The following is an 11,296-nucleotide window of genomic DNA, read 5'->3' as shown; positions in this document are numbered from 1 at the left end:
GCGGGGGAAGATGGGGAAGGGGTTCAGCAACAGCTGGTAGTGCCCGCGGAAGGGGATGCCTTGCTGCTCGGCCGGACGATTGGCGGGACAGAGGAAGCAACGGCGTTCGCGCAGCGAGCGGTCGTCCACCCGTGCGGCCGACGAAACGATGCGTGCGGGGTTGAACTGCACCCGGTAGCGCACGCCCCGCACGTCCACCTTCTTCAGCTGCACGTGGGCGAGGGCCTCGTAGTTGCGGCGGGCGGTCTCCCAGGTGGCAAGTTGCTGCTCGGTCAGCAGGCGTATGTTTTCGTTCAGAGTACTCATGGGCTATATTTCTTGAATTGTTGGCTGATAGCTTCAGACTTTTTGCTGTTTGTTCAGTGCGATGCGTGCCTGTAACTCCCAGGTGCGGATGCGGTCCTTGTAGAGGTTGTTGGCGTTTTGCTTCGCAATGTCGAGGGCGGCATCGGAATTGCCCTCCCAGCGGCGGCACAGATAAATCACGTCGTAAACGCGGCCTATGCGGTAGCGGCGCGAGAAGGCGAGTCCCAGGGCATAGTCCTCGCCATAGCTGGTGTTGGGCACCTTTATCGCTCGCAGCACGGGCGTGTAGAAGGCGCGGGGCGCTCCCAGACCGTTGATGCGCAGGGCGTTGTTGCGGCCATTGTCGGGCGTCCACTCGCGGTGGTCGATGATGCCGGGCGGGATGGGGTTCATCTGGAAGTCGGTCATCAGGTACGTGCCCACCACCATGGCGCACTGTTGCTCGTAGAAGGCGCGCACGAGGGTCGAGAGCGTGTGTTCGTCCTTGTAGACGTCGTCGCTGTCCAGCTGAATGGCGAATTTACCGCACCGGGGATGGTGCACACCCACGTTCCAGCAGCCGCCGATGCCCAGGTCGTCGCGTTCGGGGACGAGGTGGATGAGGCGCTCGTCGGCAGCAAATTCGTCAATGGCCTCGGTGGTGCCGTCGGTGGAGTGGTTGTCGATGACAATCAGGTTGAAGCGGAAGTCTGCCTGCTGCGACAGCACCGAGCGGATGGCGTCGCGGATGGTGCGGACACGGTTGCGCACGGGGATGATGACCGATGCTTCGTACTCGAAGTCGCCGGCGTCGAAGGCCACGGACTCGAACTCCGGTTTCAGATAGCCACCCACCTCTTTCAGGTGTTCGGTGCAGGCAGCCTCCATCTCAATCTGGCGGTCGCGGTTGCGTGGATCGACGTAGTCAAACTGTTTTTCGCCGCTCAGGCGGGTGTCGGTCTCCACTTCCGTATAAAGGTATTCGTTGATGTGCACCAGCTGATGATGTTGCGACAGCTTGAGGCGCAGGTCGTACAGGCCGGCGTAGCGATAGTCGGACGTCATGCGGTCGGCAGTTTCCTTCAGCGCGTCGGTGCGCAGCAGCAGGACGGAGCCGAATTCGAAGTCATCGCGCAGCGACCCCGGCTGGTAGTCGATGACGGGAGCTGTCTGTCGGCGGCCTTCCTTCAGCTGATAATGGTCGGCATAGACCATACCCGCGCCGCTGTCCTCCAGGATGCGCATCATACGCTCCAGGGCGAACATGCCCAGGCAGAGGGCGGTGTCCTTGGTGTAGAGCAGCGTGTAGGGTGCCTGTGCGCTTCGGGCAATGGTTTGCATCACCCGGCTGCTGAAGGGGACTTCTGTTTCCAGCATGCCGTAACCGTTCTTCAGGCCCGCGGGCACGTTGGGGCCGATGAGGTTGATTTGTGCGACCTGTCCTGTGGCCTTCAGGCCGCTGACGGTCTGTTCTATGTCTTTGTTTCCTGTACTAAGGAGGTAGCAATCGATGTTCATAGTCTGTAATAAGTAAAATATAGTAGAATAATGGATCATTCTTTATACGTTCTTCCGGGGCAGGCTCACCAACCACAGCCCCAAACAGGTGAACAGCGCATTGAATATCAGCAGTTCGTAGCTGAACTGGTAGCCGCCGAACCACGCCTCGGAATTGCGCTGCAACACGTAGCACAGTGCGGGCGAGGCAAGAGCCACCAGCGGGATGTAGCGGTCGCGCACTCTGCGTCGGCAGAAGATGCCGAAGGCAAACAGGCCGAGGATGGGTCCGTAAGTATAACTGGCCAATGTATAGACGGCGTTGATGACGCTGGTATTGTTCAGCAGGTTGATGGCCACGATGACGATGCCCATCAGCACCGCCATGCCCGCGTGTACCCTGCGGCGCAGGCGGGCGACTTCGGCTTCGGTCTTGCCCTTGATGCCCAGGATGTCCACCGTGAACGAAGTGGTGAGTGCCGTCAGTGCCGAGCCCGCCGCCGAATAGGCCGACGCGGTAAGTCCCACGATGAAGAGGATGCCCACCACGACGGGCAGGTAGCCGCCGGTGGCAATCAGCGGAAACAGTTCGTCGCTCTTCTCCACCCGGATGCCGCGACTTTCGGCAAAGAGGTAGAGCAGCACGCCCAGCATCAGGAACAGCAGGATGACGAAGAACTGCAGCACGGCGCTGGTCAGCAGGTTCTTCTGCGACTCGCGCGAGTTGCGGCAGCTCAGGTTGCGTTGCATCATGTCCTGGTCCAGCCCGTTCATGGCAATGGTGGTGAATACACCTGCCAGAAATTGCTTGAAGAAGTATTGCCGGTTGTTCGGGTCGTCGAAGAAGAAGATGCGCGACAGTTCGCTGGACATGACGGCTTCCGCAGCCCCATCCAGCGTGAGCCCGAGCCCTGAAGCCATGTAGCCGATGCAGAGCACGACGGACACAATCAGGCAGAGCGTCTTCAGCGAGTCGGTCCAGATGAGCGACTTCACGCCTCCGCGCCAGGTGTAGAGCCAGACCAATGCCACGGTCAGGGCGGCATTCAGCACGAAGGGCAACCCGCAGGGACCAAAGACGAGCAACTGCAGGGTGATGCAGACCAGCATCAGACGCACGGCAGCTCCCAGCATCTTCGAGAGGAAGAAGAACCATGCCCCCGTGCGGTAGGATGCCCGTCCGAAGCGGCTTTCCAGGTATTCATAGACCGAAACGAGATTCAGGCGATAGAACAGCGGCGTGAGTACGAAGGCAATGATGAACTGCCCCGCAATGAAACCCAGCACCATCTGAAGGTAGCCGAAGCCGCTGTCCTTCACCATGCCGGGCACGGAGACGTAGGTGACGCCCGATATGCTGGCGCCGATCATGGCAAACGCCACAACGTACCACGACGAACGGCGGTTGCCGGTGAAGAAGCCCGCATTGTCGGCCTTGCGTCCGGCCAGGTAGGAGACGGTGAAGAGGATGACAAAGTAGGCGGCGAGAGTAAGCAGTACGAATAAGGGAGACATGGATATGGGTGACATGTGGGGTACTTTTTATTGTTTACTTAAGTTTTGTAAGTTTATTAATAGTTGTAGTTAAGGAGTTAAGGAGTTAAGAAGTTAAGCCAATACCTTTGTGGAAAGTATGCCGGGCATATACTTGAACTATCGGCTTTAATTCCCATGCCCGCCTGGGCGGGCGATAACTCCCTCTAATCTCCTGTAACTTCTGACTGTTATTCATCATATAGCAGATAGGGGCGGCGTTGCTCCTTGAACCGTTCCACGTCGGGCATCCAGCGTGCTCTGATTTCCTCGACGCTGCGGCCTTCCTCAATCATCTGCCGTACGTAACGTGTACCTACCAGCAGCTCGAAGAAGGAGGTGAAGAAGCGGTCGCCGATGTTCAGGTTGCGATAGGCATCGATGACGTAGGTCAGGTTGAGGCCTTCGCGGCGGAGCTCTTCGTCGCTCTTTCCGCTCAGGTCTGCGCCGTGGCACCGTTTGCCCAGCAGGGGCGGATTCTTGGCACCGGGCACGCTGCGCGGGGTGAAGCTGTAGGAATAGCCTTTCATATCGGGGTGACCGTATATCTGGAAGGGTTTGTCCGTTCCGCGGCCCAGACTGACCACCGTCCCCTCGAACGGGCAGAGCGAGGGGTAGAGGTAGATGGCTTTCATGTTGGGCAGGTTGGGCGAGGGCGGCACGGGCAGGTCGTAACGTGTCTGGTGGGTGTAGTTCAGACAGGGCACTACGGTCAGGCGGCAGGTGCGCCCTTCGGGCAGCCAGCCTTCGCCGTTCACCATGCGGGCCAGTTCGCCCAGCGTCATGCCGTGCACCACGGGAATGGGCAGCCAGCCTACACCACTTTTGTACTTCATGTCGAGCAAGGGGCCGTCGACGTAGTGGCCGTTCGGATTGGGACGGTCCAGCACGATGACGGACTTGCCGTATTCGGCGCAGGCATCCATCAGGCGGCAGAGCGTAATATAATAGGTATAGAAGCGCAAGCCCACGTCCTGAATGTCGGCCAGCAGCACGTCGAACTTCTTCATCGAGGCTGCCGAGGGGCGCTTGTCCTTACCGTCGTAGAGGGAGAGGATGGGCACGCCCGTGCGGCTGTCCACGCTGCTGCCTACCTTTTCGCCTGCGTCGGCCTTGCCGCGGAAGCCGTGTTCGGGCGAGAACACGGCCACCACGCGGATGCTGTCTGCCAGCAGGGCATCGAGCAGGTGGGTGTCGCCCCGCAGGCTGGTGTGATTGCCGAAGAGGGCTACACGCTTGCCCTTCAGCAGGGGGTAGTATTCTGCGGTACGTTCGTTGCCGAGTATCACCCGCGCTGTTTCTTGTGCGCGGGCGGTCAGGCACATCAGCAGAGCCATCAGCAGGCAGCTGTACATAATCCGGTTTTTCATAGGCGCATCGGGTTGTTGAGGGCTATTCCAGGCATTCGTCCAGGTCGCGGGCCAGTTGCTCGCGGTCCAGGTGCTGGCCTATAAAGACAATCTTCTGCATCCGGTCGCCGTACTTCTCGTCCCAGTCGCGCAGCAGGCCGGGCTCCTGCTTCATCAGTTCGATGAGGTCTTCTTCGGGAGCGGTGGCATACCACAATCCGGCTTCGGTCAGTTGTTTCTGCACGCCGGCCTGCTCGAACAGGTAGGACATGTCGCGGTTGTGGCTGAAGTAGCACACGCCCTTGGCACGGATGATGTTGCGCGGCCAGCGCGTGGCGATGAAGCGGTCCAGCTTGTGGATGTCGAATGCCGGCCGGCGGTAGTAGACGTAGGTGCCGATGCCGTACTCCTCCACTTCGCCGCCTTCGTGGTCGTGGTCGTGGTGGTGGTGATGGTGGTGGCCTTCTTCGTGCTCCTCGTGGTCGGGATGTTCGTGGCCGGAATGTTCTTCGTGCTCGTGGGCATGTCCGTGCAGATGGGCTTCGCGCTCTTCCTCTTCGGTCACCTGACGCTCAATCTCGCGAATCCAGCCGGCCGAGGTGGCGGCTCGCTCAAAGTTGAACAGATGCGTGTCCAGCAGCTTGTCCAGTTCCACGTCGGCATAGTTGCACTCAATGATTTCGGCCGAAGGCTGCAAGGTGCGGATGATGGTCTTGATGCGTCCCAGTTCCTCGGGCGACACTTCAGAGGCCTTGTTCAGCAGAATCAGGTTGCAGAATTCAATCTGCCGGATGATGAGGTTCTCAATGTCTTCTTCATTCAGTTTCTTTTGCGTCAGGCTGTCGCCGCAGGCGAATTCGCTTTGCAGGCGCAGGGCATCTACCACGCTGACGATGCAGTCCAGGCGGCAAATGCCATACTTCGTGTAGGCGTCGCCCAGACGGGGAATGGAGCAGAGCGTCTGTGCGATGGGTTCGGGCTCGCAGATGCCGCTGGCTTCGATGACGATGTAGTCGAAGCGCCCGGTCCGCATCAGTTCGTACACCTGTTCAATCAGGTCCGCCTTCAGCGTGCAGCAGATGCAGCCGTTCTGCAAGGCCACCAGGCTGTCGTCCTTCTGCGCCACCACGCCCCCCTTCTGGATGAGGGCGGCATCGATGTTCACCTCGCCGATGTCGTTCACGATGACGGCGAAGCGGATGCCCCGCCGGTTGGCCAGGATGCGGTTTACCAGAGTTGTCTTGCCGCTGCCCAGGTATCCCGTAAGCAGCAGTATGGGAATTTCTTTTTCTTTCATTTCTTTATTCAAGGATGGTTATGCCCACAAAGATAGTGCTAATTTTCAACTTTTGTTCTTGGCAGCCCGCGTCAATCTTCGTATAAATCGTTTATATTTGCCTCCACTGATCATCAATAAGGAGAAATGCAGTTGTGAAGTACCCCATCGGAATACAGAGCTTTGACCAGATTATGGAAGAAGGATATGTCTGCGTGGACAAACGGTCCTGATTTATGGCCGTGACACACGGAGGCAGGATTAACTTCCTGGGCCGTCCCCGTGGTCGGTACGGCCGATGAGGCCATCCGGCAAATCCGTGAGGAAGGCTATGCCCGCGAATATTCCGCCGGCCCGCGCCGTGTCTTCCAGATAGGCGCCGCCTTCTCGTCTGAGGCGGGCACCGTCAGCGGCTGGCAGTCCGTTTGGCATCGGTGCCGTTATCCGGCAAAAGGCGGATAGCTCCTGCTCCGCTTCTGGTAGTTCCTTTTCTTTATCCCCTTTGGTAGACGCTTGCACGGTGTTTGGTGGATGCTTGCATTGTCCGCGGTGAATGCTTGCATTGTCCGTGGCGGATGCTTGCACGGAGTAAACGTCCTGCAAGTGTCCACCAAACGCCGTGCAGGCACCCACCGCAGACAGCATCTGTTTCACACCTCCTGTTTATCTGTTTCTCCGGGAAATCCTTCACGCCTTCACAATGTCTCAAGCATCAGTCTCTCAGGCGCTTTGAGTGAAACATGGCTTTCACGCCATTGTTTCACCCTGCTTTCTTCCCGTCGTCCCGCCGCCCCTTGTTTCACGTCCCCAATGCACCAACTGTCACTTCCCGCGGGACAATCCCACTTTTCTCCATGTTACATTTCCACTTTTCTCCACGTTACATGATGCCTCCTCCGCCCCGTCTCCACGCCCGCAGCAGGGGGATGCTCCGGTACCCGCCGCCCGACACCTCCCGACAGGGCGGTGGAACGTGAAAGCTCCTTTTCCCGCATTCCGCCAACGGATTTCCTCGGGCCGGTTGGAGGCAGGCGCTGACGGCGGCGTCAGACCGTGCAGGGGTTCCGCGCAGACGCACAGGGGGGCAGGCCTGTTCCTGTCCAATGCCTGGGTGCCCCTTCTTTTGCGGCGTGCCGCTTGCAGAAATGTTACATTCGCTGCCAGAAATGTTGCATGTAACCCTATTGACAGGGGATGAAACATATTTTTCAGCCTGTTTTCAGCGGCGCGTCTACATTTGCATCGGCAGCGGAAACCAAGCGCTGCATGCAAAAGAAACTCAGTATTAACTAATAAAATTGATACCATGAAAACAGGTATGAGACATTATTGCTATCGAGCCGCAGCGGCTTTGGTGCTGCTCGGACTGACTTGCGGAAACACCTTCGCGCAAGACGAAAAAAAGACTTCAGAACAGCCGCAGACGGAAAGCTCCAGCAAGGAGGAAGGCAACCGCAACGTCATGCTGAACGCCGCCAGTGCCAACGGCCCGCGCGAAATCCAAATCGGACTCCCCTCGGCCGACGTCAACGTGCTGGAGAACGGCATCCCCGTCACCTACGCTACTAATCCCCACTCGGTGAATGCACTCTGGAGAGCCGACGCCAGCCTGAGCCACGTGGGACTGCTGAAAATCTCGGAAACGGCCATCACGACCGGCAACATCGGTTACGCCGTCAACTCCTTCACCCAACTCGGACAAAAAGGATTCAACGGAACACTCAACTATAAGAGCAACCACTTCGGCATGCAGGAGTTCTCGCTCAACCTGAACGGCGACATCGCCAAAGACTGGTACTACAGCGGAAGCATCTATCAGGACTTCGACCCGGGAACGTTCAAAATCAAATCGACTCCTTTCCAGGACCGCACACAGATCTATAAGTTCGCCCTCACCAAGAAGTACAACGAAGGACGCGGCGAACTGACTGCCATCTATCACTACAGCAACAGCCATCCCGTCTACATGTACGCCACCCAGTCGGCCCCCTTCGTCTACGTGGGCGATGGTAGTGTGAAGGAGTTCGGCCAGTTTGCCCTCGGAACGACCTCTTACCTGCCGATGGACAACGAGATGGTCTATCGCGACATGCGCACCGGCCAGGTGGTGAAGACCAACCTCTACGACGCCGTGCAGAACAAGGGCAGCGAGTTCACCCTGATGAACAACTATACGTGGGACAACGGACTGAACTGGCGCACCATCCTGAAATATGACCACTCTACCGGCTCGTGCGTCTATCAGACACCCATGTCGCTCGACCGCAACGAGGCAGGCATCAACTACCTCTACGAAACAGCCGACGGAAGCATGAAGCCCTATACCGGCGAATACGTACAGAGCCGCATGTCGTGCCTGAACCGCGGGTTCATCGACTCCTTCATGTTCACCACCGAGCTGTCGCGCAAAGCTGGTAACAGCACCTGGCGCTTGGGACTGAACGAGTGGTACTACGACATCGACTACGCATCGGCCACCACTATGTACGACCAGTCTGTACCTACCGACGGCAGTTACCCCGTACGCCTCTACAATGCCGACTATGCTACCTACGCCGACCGCACCTATGCCGGAAACGGTTACTATTACGACTTCAACAAGAATGCATCCGAATACTACAAGGGACACGAAAACAAGATAGCCCTTTACTTCACCCACGACTGGGACGTAACCGACCAGCTGAACCTGTACTACGGTGCCCGTCTGGAATATCAGGCCCTGCGTGGCGACAATGCAGCCGTGAAGAATGCCGAGGGTAACTATGTAGGCCGTTTCGCCGACTATTACCTGGGTGCTACTGCTGCCGACGGCACTAAGATTGCCCCCACGCCCATGAGCTACGACTGGCTGAACTACGCCCTGACTGCCGCCGCTACTTATAAGCTGACCGGACAGTTCGGACTGACAGGTGATTTCACTTACATCACCCAGCACCCGAAGATCGAGAACTTTGCTCCCGCCACACTGCCCAATACCGATAAGATTTCCGTTCCCCTGGGACGTGCCGGTATCTACTACAACAACGAGTGGTTGAGCTTGACTTCATTGTTCTCTTACATCTCGAAGACCAACAACAACTCTACGCTGAACCTGCAACACAAGACAGCCGCCGGTCAGACCGAAATCATGGCCGCCCCGCTGACCTACGACATCCAGACACTGGGGGATTCGACCTGCACTTCCTCTTCACCTACCAGAAGCCGACCTACAAGAAGTACGAGACTTCCGTCACCTTCTCCGACGGCTATGTGGGCCAAATCAATGCCACGGGCAACATCGTAGCCGAGATTCCGCAGGTCATCGTCGAAATCGACCCCAGCTACATGATTACTCCTGACCTGAAAATCTGGACCAGCTTCCGCTACTTCAGCAAGACCTACGCCAACATCAACGACGCCTACTACTTCAACGGCCGCTGGGAAACCTTCGGCGGACTGAACTGGCAGGTAAACGATAAACTTGCCCTGGGCTGTACCGTAGTCAACTTCCTGAACCAGACAGGTGCTAAAGGCAGCATCGCCGGTGCCGAACTTATCGAAAAGGAAGATGCTGGACAGTATGCCGGACATGTGATGGCAGGTAGCTACATCCGTCCGTTCACCGTAGAATTCAGCGCCAGCCTGAAGTTCTGAAACCCTAAAAGGAATCGGGAAGCCGGAAAGTGAAGGAAACACACAGACCGTCTTTTAAATGAATCATTCCTCCTGCGACGGGAGACGAAGCAATAGGTTAGGCTTCCCGATTCCTGATTCTTCCCTTCGGGGGAAGAACTGACAGGAATAACCTGTATAATTCTTTCATAGCGTTTCTCCTTCCATTCTTTTTTAAGGCAGACAGATTCTTTCAGGATAACATTTTAATTCGTATCTTTAAACGTATAAAACAGATATTGTAACCATGAAACTTAAATTCAATCATCTGACAATGGCTTTGGCAACGGTTGCCGCACTCAGCGCCTGCCAGCCGCAGAACAACGGTATCCGCCTCGAACATCAGGGCGATACACTCACCATCGTTCACATCAGCAATCCCAAGAAATACCTCATCCTCCCCATTCAGGAATCGTGTGCCGAGAGCAAGGTGAAACTCGATACCGGCAGCCCTGCCGACATGGCGATGGACGTGCGTCTGGCTGTAGACAGCGTGGAGTATTACGTGCCTTTCGCCCTGCCGCAGGGAGCCAAGGAAGCCACTGTGACCATCGGCCGTGTGGCAGCCAACGCCATCTGCTGGGACAGCATCCGCCTGGCCGACACTTTCGATACTACCAATACCGACTACTACCGCCCCGTCTATCACCACACGCCGCTTTATGGCTGGATGAACGACGCCAACGGTCTGGTCTACAAAGACGGCGAATATCACCTGTACTTCCAGTACAACCCCTACGGCTCGAAGTGGGGCAACATGCACTGGGGACACTCCGTCAGCCGCGACCTCATCCACTGGGAGCACCTCGACCCCGCCATCGCACGCGACACGCTGGGACACATCTTCTCGGGTAGCTCCGTTGTCGACAAGAACAACAGCGCCGGCTACGGCAAGGACGCCATGATTGCCTTCTACACCTCGGCCAGCGACGAGCACGGACAGATACAGTGCATGGCCTACAGCAACGATAACGGCCGCACCTACACCAAGTACGAAAAGAACCCCATCCTGACCCCGTTCGACGGACTGAAGGACTTCCGCGACCCGAAAGTCTTCTGGTACGAACCCGCACAGAAGTGGTACATGATTGTCTCGGCGGACAAGAACATGCGTTTCTACTCGTCCACCGACCTGAAGAACTGGGAATACCTCAGCCAGTTTGGCGAAGGCTACGGCGTACAGCCCAACCAGTTTGAATGTCCTGACTTTGTACAGCTGCCTGTCGATGGCAACAAGGACAACATGAAGTGGGTGATGATTGTCAACATCAACCCCGGCTGCCCCTTCGGCGGTAGCGCTACGGAGTACTTCGTGGGCGAATTCGACGGCAAGGATTTCAAGTGCGACACGGACAAGAGCGTCACCAAGTGGCTGGACTTCGGCAAAGACCACTATGCCACCGTCTGCTTCTCAAACACGGGCGACCGCACCATCGCAGTTCCCTGGATGAGCAACTGGCAGTATGCCAACGTAACCCCTATCCGTCAGTACCGCGGTGCCAATGCCCTGCCTCGCGAGCTTTCACTCTACACCAAGGATGGTGAAATCTACATGGCTGCCAATGCCGTGAAGGAGACCGAAGGCCTGCGCAAAGGCACTACACCTGTCAACGACTTCACCCTGGCCGACGAACATCTGGTCAGCCCGCTGGCTACCGGTGCCGAAGGCGCTTGCGAACTGGAAATGGACATCACCCCGGGCAAA

General features: G+C 57.3%; 7 protein-coding genes and 1 pseudogene. 3 read left to right on the top strand and 5 right to left on the bottom strand.

Annotation, left to right across the window (positions count from 1 at the left end; all coding sequences use genetic code 11):
* The 5 genes from Q1Y74_RS12040 to Q1Y74_RS12020 form a co-directional block, all read right to left on the bottom strand.
* Window positions 1–297: DUF4922 domain-containing protein (locus tag Q1Y74_RS12040; protein ID WP_300814562.1), on the bottom strand; the 297-nt coding region annotated here is incomplete at its 3' end.
* Between the two features lie 42 nt (window positions 298–339).
* Entirely contained in the window at window positions 340–1,803 is a 1,464-nt protein-coding gene (locus Q1Y74_RS12035) for a glycosyltransferase family A protein (RefSeq protein WP_300814559.1), read from the bottom strand.
* A 42-nt stretch (window positions 1,804–1,845) separates the two neighbouring features.
* Window positions 1,846–3,297, bottom strand: coding sequence for a sodium:solute symporter (locus tag Q1Y74_RS12030; protein WP_300814561.1), 1,452 nt, complete (start codon window positions 3,295–3,297; stop codon window positions 1,846–1,848).
* A gap of 209 nt (window positions 3,298–3,506) precedes the next feature.
* Window positions 3,507–4,670: a DUF1343 domain-containing protein gene (locus tag Q1Y74_RS12025; protein ID WP_300814560.1), complete on the bottom strand. Its 1,164-nt coding sequence runs from the start codon at window positions 4,668–4,670 to the stop codon at window positions 3,507–3,509.
* A gap of 37 nt (window positions 4,671–4,707) precedes the next feature.
* Window positions 4,708–5,961, bottom strand: a complete 1,254-nt coding sequence (locus tag Q1Y74_RS12020; protein WP_300814558.1) for a GTP-binding protein — start codon at window positions 5,959–5,961, stop codon at window positions 4,708–4,710.
* Between the two features lie 261 nt (window positions 5,962–6,222).
* Between Q1Y74_RS12020 and Q1Y74_RS12015 the strand changes: the two genes are divergently transcribed.
* From Q1Y74_RS12015 to Q1Y74_RS12005, 3 genes and pseudogenes are all read left to right on the top strand, one after another.
* Window positions 6,223–6,402, top strand: coding sequence for a hypothetical protein (locus Q1Y74_RS12015; protein ID WP_300814557.1), 180 nt, complete (start codon window positions 6,223–6,225; stop codon window positions 6,400–6,402).
* Window positions 6,403–7,258: 856 nt separating this feature from the next.
* Window positions 7,259–9,573, top strand: a pseudogene (locus Q1Y74_RS12010) (TonB-dependent receptor).
* Window positions 9,574–9,838: 265 nt separating this feature from the next.
* Window positions 9,839–11,296 (top strand): DUF4980 domain-containing protein (locus Q1Y74_RS12005; protein ID WP_300814556.1); only part of this gene is annotated, 1,458 nt, incomplete at its 3' end.

The organism is uncultured Bacteroides sp., assembly GCF_949298305.1.
In the GTDB taxonomy this organism is placed as follows: domain Bacteria; phylum Bacteroidota; class Bacteroidia; order Bacteroidales; family Bacteroidaceae; genus Bacteroides.
This window is presented reverse-complemented; position numbering and strand designations above follow the sequence as displayed.

Excerpts from the sequence above, each read along its gene's own strand:
- Q1Y74_RS12020 (WP_300814558.1), bottom strand. The coding sequence starts at position 5,961 with ATGAAAGAAAAAGAAATTCCCATACTGCTGCTTACGGGATACCTGGGC.
- Q1Y74_RS12025 (WP_300814560.1), bottom strand. The coding sequence starts at position 4,670 with ATGTACAGCTGCCTGCTGATGGCTCTGCTGATGTGCCTGACCGCCCGC.
- Q1Y74_RS12030 (WP_300814561.1), bottom strand. The coding sequence starts at position 3,297 with ATGTCTCCCTTATTCGTACTGCTTACTCTCGCCGCCTACTTTGTCATC.
- Q1Y74_RS12035 (WP_300814559.1), bottom strand. The coding sequence starts at position 1,803 with ATGAACATCGATTGCTACCTCCTTAGTACAGGAAACAAAGACATAGAA.